The sequence below is a fragment of the uncultured Pseudomonas sp. genome (genome assembly GCF_943846705.1).
Lineage (GTDB): Bacteria > Pseudomonadota > Gammaproteobacteria > Pseudomonadales > Pseudomonadaceae > Aquipseudomonas.
Map to the genome: position 1 here is coordinate 2991034 of NZ_OX044366.1, position 14040 is coordinate 3005073.

A 14040-nucleotide genomic window follows, 5' to 3' on the forward strand; every position below is an offset into this window, starting at 1 on the left:
TGAAACGTGATCCACCCTAGGTGCGAGTCAGGCGCAAGGCGTTAATCACCACCAACAATGAGCTGACTGACATGCCCAGTGCCGCCCAGATTGGGGTGATCCAGCCGATGGCCGCGAAAGGCAGCACCAAGCCATTGTACAGGCTGGCCCAGGCCAGGTTCTCGATGATGATGCGGCGGGTTCGTTGCGCCATGTGTAGTGCCTGCACCAGGCTGCTCAGGCGGTTGGACAGCAGCACGGCATCGGCGCTGGTTTTCGCCAGGTCGGTGGCGCTGCCCATCGCCACGCTGATGTCAGCAGCGGCCAGAACGGGTACATCGTTGACTCCGTCACCCAGCATCAGCACTCGGCTTCCCTGGTTGTGCAGCTGCTTGAGCACGTCCAGTTTGGCATCCGGCGTCAGGCCGCCACGGGCATCGTCGATACTCAGTTGCCGCGCCACTTCAGCCACCATGGGTGAGCTGTCACCGGACAGCAGCATGATCCGCCAGCCTTTAGCCTTGGCCATTTCGATCAGTTGCGGGGCATCGTCGCGCAAGCGGTCATCCAGGACGAACCAGGCCAGTGGCCCCTGTTCGTCGCCGAGCAGCAGCCACTGGCCATGTTCACCGGTAATCCGAGGTGTGGGCTGGGCGCTGAGCGCGCAGACGAAATCGGCTTGGCCTATACGCAACAGGCGACCGCCCACGCGCCCCTGCAAACCCAGGCCGGGATGGCTGTCGACGTGTTCAGCCGCCTCGGGGGCCTGGCCAAAGGCGCGAGCAATCGGGTGTTCTGAGCGGTTTTCCAACGCCGCAGCCAGGGCCAGGCAGCTGTCAGCGTCCAGTTCGCGCAAAGGCTGGATGGCGCTAAGGGTCAGACGGCCTTCAGTCAGGGTGCCGGTTTTGTCGAGCACCAGGGTGTCGATTTGGTTGAGGCCTTCCAATACATGGCCGCGCGTCAGCAACATGCCCAGTTTATGCAGCGAGCCGGTGGCGGCGGTGAGTGCGGTGGGCGTGGCTAATGCCAGGGCGCAGGGGCAGGTGGCGACCAGCAGAGCCAGGACAATCCAGAAGGCGCGCGATGGATCGAGTTGCCACCAGACCAGGCCAACGATGGCGGCTACCACCAGGACAATCAGCAAGAACCACTGCGCTACTTGATCAGCCAGCACCGCCAAGCGAGGCTTGTCGCTTTGTGCGCGTTCCAGCAAGCGGACGATGGCCGATAGCCGTGTGGCATCGCCGAGGGCCTGCACTTCAATCTGCAACGGGCCTTCGACGTTCAGGGTGCCAGCGGTAACGCTGTCGCCGACATTGCGCGGCAGTGGCAGGTATTCGCCGGTCAGCAGTGATTCATCCACGCTCGACTGGCCCTGAACAATACGCCCGTCGGCAGGCAGTAACGCGCCAGGCGGCACCAGTACCTGATCGCCGAGGTGTAACTCGCTGAGCAGAATGCGCTGGCTCTGGCCCTGCGCATCCAGGCGCAGGCAAGAGGCCGGTAGCAGGTTGACCAGCTGCGCGGTGGCCGCTGCCGTGCGTTCGCGGGCGCGGCGTTCGAGGTAGCGGCCGGCTAGCAGAAACAGAGCAAACATGCCCACGGCATCGAAATACAGCTCGCCTTGGCCGGTGATGGTTGACCAGATGCCGGCGATGTAGGCACCGCCAATCGCCAGGGATACCGAGACATCCATGGTCAGGTGGCGAGTGCGCAGGTCACGCAGCGCGCCACGGAAAAACTGGCCGCAGCAGTAGAAAACAATTGGCGTGGTGAGGAACAGGCTGACCCAGCGCAGGATCTTGTCCAGCTCGGGCGACAGGTCGATGTTGAATTCCGGCCAGGTGGCCATGGTCGCCATCATCACCTGCATCCACAGCATGCCGGCCACGCCCAGCTCGCGCATGGCGCGGCGGTTTTCCCGTTGCAACTGCTCGGCGGCGGCATCGGCTTGCCAGGGGTGGGCGGCGTAGCCGATTTTGCGCAGCGCCTTGAGCAGGCTGCTGAGCGCTAATTGGCTGGCGGCCCAGCGCACGTGCAGGCGGTTGTTTGAGAGGTTGAGCTGCGCCTCGCTGACGCCCGACAGGCCGCGCAGATGCTTTTCAATCAGCCAGCCGCAGGCCGCGCAGCTGATACCTTCGATCAGCAGGCAGGTTTCACTGAGTTCGCCGTCATGCTCGACAAAAGGTTGTTGCACGTCGCTGCGGTCGTACAAGGCCAGTTCATCAGGCAGGGCCTGCGGCAGGTTCTGAGGGTTGGCGGCGCTTTCGCTGCGGTGCGTGTAATAGTGCTCCAGACCGCCGCTGACAATGGCTTCGGCCACGGCCTGGCAGCCCGGGCAGCACATCTCGCGGGTTGCGCCCAGCACATTGGTCTGGAAGCGGTTGCCGTTGGGGACCGGCAAGCCGCAGTGATAGCAGGGGGTAGGGGTGGCCATCGCTGTGCTTATTGGGCATCCCCAAGGAGAATGCTCTGCCCGCTGGCGACAGTTTCTTCTTCGAACAGGCGCCAGTCTTTACCGCCTTCCTGGCCGATCAGCTCGACAAAGCGGCGGCCCGCCACCGCATCAATCATCTGCCCGCTGTAACTGCCGTCGGCCTGTGGCTGCAGGATCACCCGGCGGTCACGTTCCGGCTGGGTTGGCGAGATCAGGTTGAGCACCAACTGCTGCGGACGGCTGTTGCCGCTGAGCTGCAGGGTGGCGGTACCGTTGTCATTGTTGAGCAGCAGGCTGGCGTGCAGCTTGAGGCGAATGGCGTGGTTTTCCCGCTCCAAGGACTGATTAATGCCTTTGCCGACGTCGTAATAGTCATCGGAAATCAGCCCTGGCGGGTTCTTCGTGGCGATGGTCAGCAGGGTTAACCCTTGGATGACTGAGTAAGCCAGAAGGCCAATCAGGAACCAGGGCCAGAATTGCTTGTACCAGGGCTTAATCATCTCAGGCGTTTGTTCGGTCATGGTCTTCTCTGCTCAGCGCACGCTGGGGCCGATAAAGCGGCTGTCGGCGTCGGTTTTAATGCTGGGGTTATCCACCGAGTGCAGGCGGAAGCTGATTTTATTGGCGCTCGAAGGCAGTTTTTCCGGGTCGATGGACAGTTCGACAGGCAGCGACAGGATTTCTCCCGCCAATGCCTTGATCTCACGCTTGCCTTCATACACCAGACCGTCGAGGCCGTCGGCTTCGATCAGGTAGGTCACTTCGTGTTGCGCCTTGTTCATGATCTTGAGGGTGTAAACGTTCTCGATTCGGCCTTCTTCGTTTTCACGGTAGAGCACGCGGTCCTTGAGTACATCCAGTTCCACCAGCGAGCGGTCAGCAATGGCCCAGGCGAAGACGCAGAACATCGCCAGCAACGCGGCGGCATAGCCGATCAGGCGCGGACGAATCAGTTGAGTCTTCTGCCCGGAGAGGTTGTGTTCGGTGGTGTAGCTGATCAGCCCCTTGGGGTAGTTCATCTTGTCCATGATGCTGTCGCAGGCGTCGATACAGGCGGCGCAGCCGATGCATTCGACTTGCAGGCCATCGCGAATATCGATGCCGGTCGGGCAGACGTGCACGCACATCTTGCAGTCGATGCAATCGCCTAGGCCTTCAGCCTTGTAGTCGGCATCACGTTTACGTGGACCGCGCTGTTCGCCGCGACGTGGGTCGTAGGAGACGATCAGAGTGTCCTGGTCGAACATCACGCTCTGAAAGCGCGCATAGGGGCACATGTAGATGCACACTTGCTCGCGCAGATAACCGGCGTTGCCGTAGGTGGCGAGGGTGAAGAAACCGACCCAGAACAGCGCCCAGCCGCCCGCTTGCAGGGTGAACAGCTCAGGGATTAGTTCGCGAATCGGCGTGAAGTAGCCGACGAAGGTAATCGCGGTAACCAGCGAGACGCCGACCCAGATGCCGTGCTTGGCCAGTTTGCGCAGGAATTTCTGGCTGGTCATCGGCGCTTTATCGAGCTTCATGCGTTGGTTGCGATCACCTTCGGTGACCTTTTCCGCCCACATAAATACCCAGGTAAAGACGCTTTGCGGGCAGGTGTAGCCGCACCAGACGCGGCCGGCGAATACGGTGATAAAGAACAGGCCGAAGGCGGCGATGATCAACAGTGCCGAGAGCAGGACAAAGTCCTGTGGCCAGTAGGTGGCACCGAAGATATGAAACTTGCGCTCCGGCAGGTTCCACCAGACGGCCTGACGGCCATTCCAGGTCAACCATACGGTGCCGAAGTACAACAGAAACAAGGCTGCACCACCGAGCATGCGCAGGTTGCGGAAGATGCCGGTGAAGGAGCGGGTGTAGATTTTTTCGCGGTTGGCGTACAGGTCAACAACTTCGACCTTGGCCTGGGCAGGGGTGACGTCTTTGACTGGAATCTGTGCACTCATCAGTTCGTACCACGGCGGTTGATTGGCTGCTCCGGCGATACGTGCCGACCGGAGTCATACGGGCTCTTGCGCTATGGTACGCCTGACGATTGCCCGACAGGTGCGACCTGCGGTCGCGTCTGTCGGGCTAGAGAATTACTTCTCGGTTTTGCCTTGCGACAGGCTGTACACGTAAGCGGCCAGCAGGTGCACTTTATCGTTGCCGAGGAAGTTTTCCTGGGCAGGCATCTTGCCGTTGCGGCCATAGCGCAGCGTTTGTTGAACCTGAGCGAAGCTGGAACCGTAGAGCCAGATTTTATCAGTCAGGTTCGGTGCGCCCATGGCCTGTTGACCCTTGGCTTCTGGACCATGACAGACTGCACAATTGGTCGCGAAGATGTTTTGACCTGCGGCAAGGTCAACTTCGATACCTTCCGGGTTTTTCATGCCGGACAGTGTGCGGATATAGCCGGCGACGTTGCGAATGCCTTCTTCACCGATGCTGTCTTTCCACGCGGGCATGGCAGCCTGACGGCCCGCCATGATAGTGGTTTTGATGGTTTCTGGCTCGCCGCCATACAGCCAGTCGTTGTCGGTCAGGTTGGGGAAACCGTAGGCACCCTTGGCGTCAGAACCGTGGCAGACCGAGCAGTTGGAAGCAAACAGGCGGCCGCCCATTTTCAGCGCTTGCTCGTCCTGGGCCACTTGCTCAATCGGCATGGCGGCATACTTGGCAAAGATCGGCCCGTACTGGGCGTCGGCCTTGGCCATTTCCTTTTCCCACTGGTGCACCCCGGTCCAACCGGCATTACGCTCTACGCCGCCAGCGATTTCGATGTTGGTGGCGAAGGGCGTCTTGGCCTCAGTGTCGAGGTAGTCATAGCCCGGCAACACACCTTTCCAGTTACCCAGGCCCGGGTAGAGCACCAGGTAGCCGAGGGCGAAGATGATGGTGCCGACAAACAGCATGAACCACCACTTGGGCAGCGGGTTGTCGAACTCCGCGATACCGTCGAATTCATGCCCGACGGTTTCTTCGGTGGTTTCTTCGCGCTGGCCCTTACGGGTGCCGAAAATCAGCCAAGTCAGGGCAAAGATGGTGCCCAGAGACAGAATGGTTACGTACCAACTCCAGAACGTGGTCATTGGTTATTGCTCCTGGAAGAGTGCTCGTCACGCGCGTTGGGTTTGGGATCGTCGGCGAAGGGCAGGTTGGCGGCCTCGTCGAAGCTGGATTTACGCTTGCTGCTGTAGGCCCAGAGCACCACGCCAATAAAGGCGATGAACACCACTGCTGTGCCTATGCCGCGAATAGTCCCGATATCCATCGTGCGTTACCGTTTGTTCTTGATGGAAGTGCCGAGAACCTGCAGGTACGCCACCAGGGCGTCCATTTCGGTTTTGCCTTTCACCGCGTCTTTGGCCCCAGCGATGTCTTCATCGGTGTAAGGGATGCCAAAGCCACGCATGACTTCCATTTTCTTGGCAGTGTCTTTGCCGTCGAGTTTGTGCTCAACCAGCCAAGGGTATGCCGGCATCTTCGACTCAGGCACGACGTTGCGCGGGTTGTACAGGTGCGCACGCTGCCATTCATCCGAGTAGCGACCGCCAACGCGGGCCAAGTCCGGACCGGTACGCTTGGAGCCCCACAGGAAGGGGTGATCCCAGACGCTTTCACCGGCAACCGAGTAGTGACCGTAGCGCTCGGTTTCAGCACGGAACGGACGGATCATCTGCGAGTGACAACCGACACAGCCGTTGGCGATGTACACATCGCGGCCTTCCAGTTGCAGCGCGGTGTAAGGCTTGAGGCCTTCCACCGGCTCGTTGGTGACGTCCTGGAAAAACAGCGGAACGATTTGAGTCAGGCCGCCGATGCTGACGGCCAGAACCATCAGCAGCGCCATCAGGCCAATATTTTTCTCAATGATTTCGTGTTTCATCAGTGCGCTACTCCGGCTGGAATCTGTGCGGCAGCTTCGTACTCAGAAGCTTTGGCTGCACGCACGGTGCGGTAAGTGTTGTATGCCATCAACAGCATGCCTGCGACGAAGAACGCGCCGCCGATCATGCGCACCACGTAACCTGGGTGGCTGGCTTCCAGCGCCTCAACGAAGGAGTAGGTGAGGGTGCCGTCTTCGTTGACTGCACGCCACATCAGGCCCTGGGTGATGCCGTTAACCCACATCGAAGCGATGTACAGCACGGTGCCGATGGTGGCGAGCCAGAAGTGCGCGTTGATCAGGCCAATGCTGTGCATTTGTGGGCGACCAAAGACCTTCGGCAGCAGGTGATACAGCGCGCCGATGGAGATCATCGCGACCCAGCCGAGAGCGCCGGCGTGTACGTGACCGATGGTCCAGTCAGTGTAGTGCGACAGGGCGTTAACGGTTTTGATCGCCATCATCGGGCCTTCGAAGGTCGACATGCCGTAGAACGCCAGCGATACCACCAAGAAGCGCAGGATTGGGTCGGTGCGCAGCTTATGCCAGGCGCCGGACAGGCTCATCATGCCGTTGATCATGCCGCCCCAGCTCGGAGCCAGGAGGATGATCGACATCGCCATACCCAGGGACTGCGCCCAATCCGGCAGAGCGGTGTAGTGCAGGTGGTGCGGGCCAGCCCAGATGTACAGGGTGATCAGCGCCCAGAAGTGCACGATCGACAGGCGATAGGAGTAGATCGGACGCTCGGCCTGCTTGGGTACGAAGTAGTACATCATGCCCAGGAAACCGGTGGTCAGGAAGAAGCCCACGGCGTTGTGGCCGTACCACCACTGGATCATCGCGTCAGTCGCACCGGCGTAAGCCGAGTAGGACTTGAACAGGCTGACCGGAACGGCCGCACTGTTAACGATGTGCAGCATCGCGGTGACCAGGATGAAGGCACCGAAGAACCAGTTGCCGACATAGATGTGCTTGGTCTGACGCTTGACGATGGTGCCGAAGAACACCACGGCGTAAGCGATCCAGACGATACCCAGCAGGATATCGATCGGCCACTCCAGCTCGGCGTATTCCTTGGAACCGGTGAAACCCATTGGCAGGGTGATCACCGCAGCGACGATCACGGCTTGCCAACCCCAGAAGACAAAAGCCGCCAGGGAGTCGGAAATCAGGCGAACCTGACTGGTGCGCTGCACCACGTAAAGCGATGTAGCCATCAGCGCGCATCCGCCAAAGGCGAAAATCACCGCGTTGGTGTGCAGCGGACGCAGACGGCCGAAGCTCGTCCATTCCATGCCCAGGTTGAGTTCAGGCCACACCAATTGTGCGGCGATGAATACACCTAAGGACATGCCAATGACTCCCCAAATCACCGTCATGACGGCGAACTGGCGAATCACCTTGTAGTTATAAGCAGTCGGGCTGATTGCTGTGCTCATTATGGGTTCCACGGTTAATGGATTTTTTAGGGGCAAAAATCGGCGGCAAGTATGTAGAAAGCGGGTAGTCATTGCAACGATACAAGCCGGCGCGATAGGCCTTTCAGGGCTCTTGGCAAGCACGCATGCCCCCTGTTGGAGGGCATTGCGCCAAGCAATAAACGCCTTAAACGGCGTGGCGCAAAGATGGGAATCGCCTTGGAGTTATGACAGGTGGCGACTGTCGGCAAGATTAGCTCAAGTCAAAGGCCGCGCATGCACGTGGTCGGAGGGGTGCGACCTTGGGTCGCATGAATTGGCGGGTTATCCACGCGTGCGGAGGGGGTATTTGGTCTGCCTGGCGACAGTGAGTCGCCAGGCAGTAGTGCCGATGGCTTGCTTACTGGGCTGTAGCGCTTTGCCGTTGCTGGCTCAGGCTCAGCACATAAGCGGCCAGCAGATGCACCTTGTCGTTGCCCAGGTATTGCTCCTGCGCCGGCATCTGACCGTTACGGCCGTGGCGGATGGTTTGTTGCAACTGCACCAGGCTGCTTCCGTAGATCCAACCCGTTGGGCTGGTCAGGTCTGGGGCGCCGAGCATGGTCATACCTTTACCTTCTGCGCCGTGGCAGGCCAGGCAGTTGGCGGCGTAGATGGCGGCGCCTTGTTCCAGGTCGAAGTGCTTGTCGGTGGGCAACGGCAGACCGGCCAGGTTTTTACGTACATAAGCGGCAACTTGTTGCACGCCATCTTCGCCGATCACCGCGGCCCAGGCCGGCATCGCCCCTATGCGGCCACTGAGGATGCTGGCTTTGATTACTTCAGCTTCGCCGCCCCAGCGCCAGTGCTTGTCGGTCAGGTTAGGAAAGCCCACCGCGCCTTTGGCGTCAGAGCCATGGCAGACCGAGCAATAGGTGGCAAACATGCGCCCACCCATTTTCAGCGCCTGTTCGTCTTTGGCTACTTCTTCCAGGGGCATGGCGGCGTATTTGGCGAAGATTGGTCCGTACAACTCGTCGGCTTGATCCACTTCATGCTGCCATTGTTTGACCTGGGTCCAGCCGCCTTCATAGCCTGGTAATACGCCTTGCCAATTGCCCAAGCCCGGGTACAAGACCAAATAACCAATGGAGAAAACGATGGTGCCGACAAACAGCATGAACCACCATTTGGGCAGCGGGTTGTCGTATTCCTCGATGCCGTCGAAGGCATGGCCCATGGTCTGATCGGTTGGGTTTTTGTGAACCTCGCTTTTGCGGGTGGCGAAAATCAGCCAGGTCAGGGCGAACAGCGTGCCGACTGTCAGCACGGTGATGTACCAGCTCCAAAACGTGCTCATGGGGTTGTGCTCCTTGGTGCAGCCAGCGTGGATTCATCGGTAAAGGGCAGTTGTGTTGCCCGATCGAAGGCCGCGCGGCGTTTATCGCTGTAAGCCCACAGGGTGACGCAGACAAATGACAGCAGCACCAGGGCTGTGCCGACGCCGCGCAGGGTGCCGATATCAATGAGTTCGAATGACATGGCGCTACCTCTTGTTCTTCACGGCAGTGCCGAGCACTTGCAGGTAGGCGACCATGGCGTCCATCTCGCTCTTGCCCTCAACCGCGCTAGAGGCACCGGCAATGTCCTCATCGCTATACGGCACGCCGAGCAGGCGCAGGGCTTTCATCTTGGCGGGTGTGTGATTGCCGCTCAGGGTGCTTTCCACCAGCCAGGGGTAGGCTGGCATCTTCGACTCAGGCACCACGTTGCGCGGGTTGTACAGGTGCGCACGCTGCCATTCATCCGAGTAGCGACCGCCAACCCGTGCCAGGTCCGGCCCGGTGCGCTTGGAGCCCCAGAGGAAGGGGTGGTCGTAGACGCTTTCCCCTGCCACCGAGTAGTGCCCGTAGCGCTCGGTTTCGGCGCGGAACGGTCGGATCATCTGCGAGTGGCAACCAACGCAGCCTTCACGGATATAAATGTCACGCCCTTCCAGTTGCAGTGCGGTGTACGGCTTAAGTCCGGCGACTGGCTCGTTGGTGACGTCTTGGAAAAACAGCGGAACGATCTGCGTCAGGCCGCCAATGCTCACGGCCAGCACCATCATCAGCGCCATCAGGCCGATGTTCTTTTCGAGTATTTCGTGTCTCATCAGTGGGCTCCCTCAAGCGAAAACTGCGCGGCGGCATGCATTTCAGCAGCCTGGGTATGGCGCACGGTTAGCCAGACGTTCCAGGCCATCACCAACATGCCGGCAAAGAAGATCGCCCCGCCGATCACCCGCACGACAAAGCCGGGGTGGCTGGCTTCCAGCGCTTCGACAAAGGAATAAGTGAGCGTGCCGTCTTCGTTGACGGCGCGCCACATCAGGCCCTGAGCAATGCCGTTAACCCACATCGAGGCGATGTAGAGCACGGTGCCGATGGTGGCGAACCAGAAGTGCACATTGATCAGGCCGATGCTGTGCATCTCTTCGCGGCCAAATACCTTGGGCAGCATGTGGTACAGCGAGCCGATTGAGACCATGGCCACCCAGCCGAGAGCGCCGGCGTGCACATGGCCGATGGTCCAGTCGGTGTAGTGGGAGAGGGCGTTGACGGTCTTGATCGCCATCATCGGACCTTCGAAGGTCGACATGCCGTAGAACGCCAGGGAGACGACTAGGAAGCGCAGGATCGGGTCGGTGCGCAGCTTATGCCAGGCACCCGAGAGGGTCATCATGCCGTTGATCATGCCGCCCCAGCTGGGAGCCAGCAGAATCAGCGACATCACCATGCCCAGCGACTGCGCCCAATCCGGCAGCGCGGTGTAGTGCAGGTGGTGCGGGCCGGCCCAGATGTACACGGCGATCAATGCCCAGAAATGCACGATCGACAGGCGATAGGAATACACCGGACGGCCCGCCTGCTTGGGCACGAAGTAATACATCATGCCGAGAAACCCCGCCGTGAGGAAAAAGCCCACGGCGTTGTGGCCGTACCACCACTGGATCATCGCATCGGTCGCGCCGGCATAGACCGAGTAGGACTTAGTCAGGCTGACGGGGATTTCCAGGTTATTGACCAAATGCAGCAGCGCCACGGTGAGAATAAAGCCACCGAAGAACCAGTTACCCACATAGATGTGGCTGACGTTGCGCTTCATCACCGTGCCGAAAAACACCACTGCGTAGCTGACCCAGACGATGGTGATCAGGATGTCGATCGGCCATTCCAACTCGGCGTATTCCTTGGAGCTGGTCCAGCCCATCGGCAGGCTGATGGCGGCCAGGACAATCACCAACTGCCAGCCCCAGAAGGTAAAGGCTGCGAGTTTGGGCGCGAATAGCGTGGTCTGCGAGGTGCGCTGTACCGCGTAATAGCTGGTGGCAAACAGCGCGCAGCCACCGAAGGCGAAGATCACCGCGTTGGTGTGCAACGGGCGCAGGCGGCCGAAGCTGGTCCACGGCAAGTTGAAATTGAGTTCGGGCCAGGCCAATTGCGCGGCGATAAACACGCCGAGCCCCATCCCGACAATGCCCCATACCACTGTCATGATGGCGAATTGGCGCACCACCCTGTAGTTGTAGGCGCTGCTGCTGGTTGTGTTCCTGGTTGTGCTCATCTGGAGGCTTCCATCCACGATTATTGGCAGATCATCGAAATCTACGGCCGCGGGCCTGTACGATCAGCGCCGCAGTCCGACAGATTTTTAAGCGAGGCAAGCATGAGCAAAGGGCAAGCGGCGGGTATTGACGGGGATCAATACGTGCAGGGGCAGGCTGACGGCGGTTGGCTTTGGGATCGGCCGCAGGGAGTACCGTGTGCAACCTTGATCCTGGCCCATGGCGCGGGCGCGCCGATGGACAGCGGGTTTATGCAGGACATGGCGCAACTGCTGGCGGCGCGTGGGATTGCCGTGCTGCGCTTCGAGTTTGCTTATATGGCGGCGCGCCGTCTGGATGGCAAGAAGCGCCCGCCCAACCCCCAGGTCAAACTGCTCGAGCAATGGCGTGAGGTCTACCGTCAGGTGCGCCAACAGGTCGCAGGGCCGCTGGCCATCGGTGGCAAGTCCATGGGCGGACGCATGGCCAGCCTGCTGGCTGATGAGTTGGGCGCGGATGCCTTGGTGTGTCTGGGCTATCCGTTCTATGCCGTGGGCAAACCGGAAAAGCCCCGGGTCGCGCACCTGGCCGACTTGCGCACGCCGACCTTGATCGTTCAGGGCGAGCGTGATGCCTTGGGTAATCATCAGGCAGTGGCCAGCTATAGACTGGCGGAGTCGATCAAACTGCACTGGCTGACTGCCGGCGATCACGATCTCAAACCGCTAAAAAGCTCAGGCTTTACTCACCAACAGCACCTGCTTAACGCCGCCGATGCGCTGGCGGCTTTTCTCTGCCGTTAACATGCGTTGGTCGGCTAGGTTGATTGAATGTTATTCCTACTAAAACACTAGGACTTTGCCGGCGCGGGCGAGTGGCGTACACTGCGATCATGTTTGCGAGGAGTTGCCATGAGCACCATTACTATTACCGACGCTGCCCACGATTATCTGGCTGATCTGCTGAGCAAGCAGAACACCCCGGGCATCGGCATTCGCGTGTTTATTACCCAGCCAGGCACCCAGTACGCCGAAACCTGCATTGCCTATTGCAAGCCGGGCGAGCAGAAGCCTGAAGATACTGCCCTGGGCCTGGCCACCTTTACGGCCTGGATTGATGCCGTCAGCGAGCCGTTTCTTGACGACGCCGTGGTTGATTACGCCACCGACCGTATGGGCGGCCAGCTGACCATCAAAGCGCCAAACGCCAAAGTGCCGATGGTCAATGACGACAGCCCGCTCAACGAGCGCATCAGCTACTACCTGCAGACCGAGATCAATCCCGGTTTGGCCAGCCATGGTGGCGAAGTCAGCCTGATCGACGTGGTCGACGATGGCATCGCGGTGTTGAAGTTTGGTGGTGGTTGCCAGGGTTGCGGTCAGGTTGACCTGACGCTCAAGGAAGGCATCGAGAAAACCTTACTGGAGCGCATTCCCGAGCTCAAAGGGGTGCGTGACGTGACCGACCACAGCATCAAGGAAAATGCCTACTACTAAGTAGAAGGCTAAACAAAAATGCCCGCGCTCTGCGGGCATTTTTTATGGGGCTGGATGTTTGATAAAACGCCGCGACCCCAGCAGTGTAGCCATCACCTATGCACGGCTTTTACGCCGTTCCAGCACTGCGGTCGCCCGTGCGCGCAGTTGCCCACAACCGCCATCAATGTCCTGGCCAGCCGAGTTGCGCACCTTGGTCAGTACGCCGCGGCTGTGCAGGTAACGCACGATCTGCACGATGCGCTCGCCATCGGGGCGTTGGAACTCATCGTCTTGCAGGCTGTTGTAGGGGATCAGGTTCATGATCGCGTACTTGCCCTTGAGCAGGCGCAGGATGCCGTCCATCTCTTCCTGACTGTCGTTGATGCCCTTGAGCAGTGTCCACTGATATTGGATCGGGTAGTCAATCTGCCGCGCGTAGGTTTCGCCCAGCTCAACCAATTCTTCAGGGGCGAGGCGTGGCGCGCGTGGCAGCAATTGCTGGCGCAGTTCGGCGTCTGTGCTGTGCAGCGATAGCGCCAGGGCCGGTTTGACCAGCTGTTGCGGCAGGCGCTCGAATACCCGAGGGTCGCCAACGGTGGAGAACACCAGATTACGCTGACCAATACCGCCTTCAGTGCCGAGCAGGTTGATCGCCTCCAGCACGTTGTCCAGGTTATGCGCGGGCTCGCCCATGCCCATAAACACCACTTTCTTCACCGCGCGAAAGCGCCGGGCCAAGGCCACCTGCGCGAGAATCTCTGTGGTTGTCAGCTGGCGCAACAGGCCGCTTTTGCCGGTCATGCAGAACACGCAACCCACCGCGCAGCCGACCTGGCTGGACACGCAGAGGCCATCGCGTGGCAGCAGCACGCTCTCCACCATTTGCTTGTCGGTCAGTTCTACCAGCAGGCGCGCCGAACCATCGCTGGCCGGGTGTTCGGCGCTTAAACGGGCCAGTGCGTCCAGTTGGTCGCTCAACTCAGGCAGGGCGTTACGCACCGCCAATGGCAGGAAGTTCTCGGTTTTTTGGTTACGTGTGCCGGTGTCCAGCGGCTTGCCGCCCAGCCAGGCACGGGTGATCCGCCCAATGTGCATGGGCTTGGCACCGAGGTCGGTGAGGCGCTGGTGGAATTCGTCGATATTCATGGGGCGCGCATGCTATCACTGGGCAGGCGGCGGTGGTATGCGTTGAGCCAGACAAGCGCCGGGCGGAGACAAAGCGGCTTAGGCTTTGCTCAACCCGTGCCTGACACTCATACTAGCGGCCTGATAAGCCTGACCCAGCTGTGCGG

At 60.0% G+C, this 14040-nt stretch carries 14 protein-coding genes; 2 read left to right on the forward strand and 12 right to left on the reverse strand.

Features of this window, described 5'->3' with window-relative positions; all coding sequences use genetic code 11:
* Window positions 1–16: 16 nt before the first annotated feature.
* From Q0V31_RS14105 to ccoN (Q0V31_RS14155), 11 genes are all read right to left on the reverse strand, one after another.
* The gene (locus Q0V31_RS14105; RefSeq protein WP_298188421.1) at window positions 17–2416 is read right to left on the reverse strand and encodes a heavy metal translocating P-type ATPase; all 2400 of its coding nucleotides are present in this window, start codon (window positions 2414–2416) and stop codon (window positions 17–19) included.
* 8 nt (window positions 2417–2424) lie between these two features.
* The gene (locus tag Q0V31_RS14110) at window positions 2425–2937 is read right to left on the reverse strand and encodes a FixH family protein (RefSeq protein WP_298188423.1); all 513 of its coding nucleotides are present in this window, start codon (window positions 2935–2937) and stop codon (window positions 2425–2427) included.
* A 12-nt stretch (window positions 2938–2949) separates the two neighbouring features.
* Window positions 2950–4362, reverse strand: coding sequence for a cytochrome c oxidase accessory protein CcoG (gene ccoG, locus Q0V31_RS14115; RefSeq protein WP_298188424.1), 1413 nt, complete (start codon window positions 4360–4362; stop codon window positions 2950–2952).
* Window positions 4363–4497: 135 nt separating this feature from the next.
* Complete coding sequence (ccoP, locus tag Q0V31_RS14120; RefSeq protein WP_298188426.1) at window positions 4498–5487, reverse strand: cytochrome-c oxidase, cbb3-type subunit III; 990 nt, start codon at window positions 5485–5487, stop codon at window positions 4498–4500.
* Window positions 5484–5669, reverse strand: a complete 186-nt coding sequence (locus Q0V31_RS14125; RefSeq protein WP_298188427.1) for a cbb3-type cytochrome c oxidase subunit 3 — start codon at window positions 5667–5669, stop codon at window positions 5484–5486. Before Q0V31_RS14125 ends, ccoP (Q0V31_RS14120) begins: the two co-directional genes overlap by 4 nt.
* A 6-nt stretch (window positions 5670–5675) precedes the next feature.
* Window positions 5676–6284, reverse strand: a complete 609-nt coding sequence (gene ccoO, locus Q0V31_RS14130; RefSeq protein ID WP_090256144.1) for a cytochrome-c oxidase, cbb3-type subunit II — start codon at window positions 6282–6284, stop codon at window positions 5676–5678.
* On the reverse strand, window positions 6284–7726 hold the full coding sequence (gene ccoN, locus Q0V31_RS14135; protein WP_298188428.1) for a cytochrome-c oxidase, cbb3-type subunit I: 1443 nt from the start codon (window positions 7724–7726) through the stop codon (window positions 6284–6286). Before ccoN (Q0V31_RS14135) ends, ccoO (Q0V31_RS14130) begins: the two co-directional genes overlap by 1 nt.
* A 379-nt stretch (window positions 7727–8105) precedes the next feature.
* Window positions 8106–9044 carry a cytochrome-c oxidase, cbb3-type subunit III gene (ccoP, locus tag Q0V31_RS14140; RefSeq protein WP_298188429.1) on the reverse strand — a complete coding sequence of 313 codons (939 nt, stop codon included), beginning with the start codon at window positions 9042–9044 and terminating at the stop codon, window positions 8106–8108.
* Entirely contained in the window at window positions 9041–9226 is a 186-nt protein-coding gene (locus Q0V31_RS14145) for a cbb3-type cytochrome c oxidase subunit 3 (RefSeq protein WP_298188430.1), read from the reverse strand. The genes ccoP (Q0V31_RS14140) and Q0V31_RS14145 overlap by 4 nt, the downstream gene beginning before the upstream one ends.
* Window positions 9227–9230: 4 nt before the next feature.
* Window positions 9231–9839, reverse strand: coding sequence for a cytochrome-c oxidase, cbb3-type subunit II (gene ccoO, locus Q0V31_RS14150; protein WP_298188431.1), 609 nt, complete (start codon window positions 9837–9839; stop codon window positions 9231–9233).
* Window positions 9839–11290: a cytochrome-c oxidase, cbb3-type subunit I gene (gene ccoN, locus Q0V31_RS14155; RefSeq protein WP_298188433.1), complete on the reverse strand. Its 1452-nt coding sequence runs from the start codon at window positions 11288–11290 to the stop codon at window positions 9839–9841. Before ccoN (Q0V31_RS14155) ends, ccoO (Q0V31_RS14150) begins: the two co-directional genes overlap by 1 nt.
* 102 nt (window positions 11291–11392) lie before the next feature.
* Here ccoN (Q0V31_RS14155) and Q0V31_RS14160 point away from each other — a divergent pair, with 102 nt between their 5' ends.
* Window positions 11393–12073, forward strand: coding sequence for an alpha/beta family hydrolase (locus tag Q0V31_RS14160; protein WP_298188435.1), 681 nt, complete (start codon window positions 11393–11395; stop codon window positions 12071–12073).
* A 108-nt stretch (window positions 12074–12181) separates the two neighbouring features.
* Window positions 12182–12766, forward strand: coding sequence for a Fe-S biogenesis protein NfuA (nfuA, locus tag Q0V31_RS14165; RefSeq protein ID WP_298188436.1), 585 nt, complete (start codon window positions 12182–12184; stop codon window positions 12764–12766).
* A gap of 96 nt (window positions 12767–12862) precedes the next feature.
* On the opposite strand, the gene Q0V31_RS14170 is transcribed toward nfuA, so the two are convergent.
* Window positions 12863–13894, reverse strand: a complete 1032-nt coding sequence (locus tag Q0V31_RS14170) for an RNA methyltransferase (protein WP_298188437.1) — start codon at window positions 13892–13894, stop codon at window positions 12863–12865.
* Window positions 13895–14040 lie beyond the last annotated feature (146 nt).

Coding starts and splice junctions, on each gene's coding strand:
- Q0V31_RS14105 (WP_298188421.1), bottom strand. CDS start 2,416: ATGGCCACCCCTACCCCCTGCTATCACTGCGGCTTGCCGGTCCCCAAC.
- Q0V31_RS14145 (WP_298188430.1), bottom strand. CDS start 9,226: ATGTCATTCGAACTCATTGATATCGGCACCCTGCGCGGCGTCGGCACA.
- ccoG (WP_298188424.1), bottom strand. CDS start 4,362: ATGAGTGCACAGATTCCAGTCAAAGACGTCACCCCTGCCCAGGCCAAG.
- ccoN (WP_298188428.1), bottom strand. CDS start 7,726: ATGAGCACAGCAATCAGCCCGACTGCTTATAACTACAAGGTGATTCGC.
- Q0V31_RS14110 (WP_298188423.1), bottom strand. CDS start 2,937: ATGACCGAACAAACGCCTGAGATGATTAAGCCCTGGTACAAGCAATTC.
- ccoO (WP_090256144.1), bottom strand. CDS start 6,284: ATGAAACACGAAATCATTGAGAAAAATATTGGCCTGATGGCGCTGCTG.
- Q0V31_RS14170 (WP_298188437.1), bottom strand. CDS start 13,894: ATGAATATCGACGAATTCCACCAGCGCCTCACCGACCTCGGTGCCAAG.
- Q0V31_RS14125 (WP_298188427.1), bottom strand. CDS start 5,669: ATGGATATCGGGACTATTCGCGGCATAGGCACAGCAGTGGTGTTCATC.
- ccoP (WP_298188426.1), bottom strand. CDS start 5,487: ATGACCACGTTCTGGAGTTGGTACGTAACCATTCTGTCTCTGGGCACC.
- Q0V31_RS14160 (WP_298188435.1), top strand. CDS start 11,393: ATGAGCAAAGGGCAAGCGGCGGGTATTGACGGGGATCAATACGTGCAG.
- ccoO (WP_298188431.1), bottom strand. CDS start 9,839: ATGAGACACGAAATACTCGAAAAGAACATCGGCCTGATGGCGCTGATG.
- ccoP (WP_298188429.1), bottom strand. CDS start 9,044: ATGAGCACGTTTTGGAGCTGGTACATCACCGTGCTGACAGTCGGCACG.
- nfuA (WP_298188436.1), top strand. CDS start 12,182: ATGAGCACCATTACTATTACCGACGCTGCCCACGATTATCTGGCTGAT.
- ccoN (WP_298188433.1), bottom strand. CDS start 11,290: ATGAGCACAACCAGGAACACAACCAGCAGCAGCGCCTACAACTACAGG.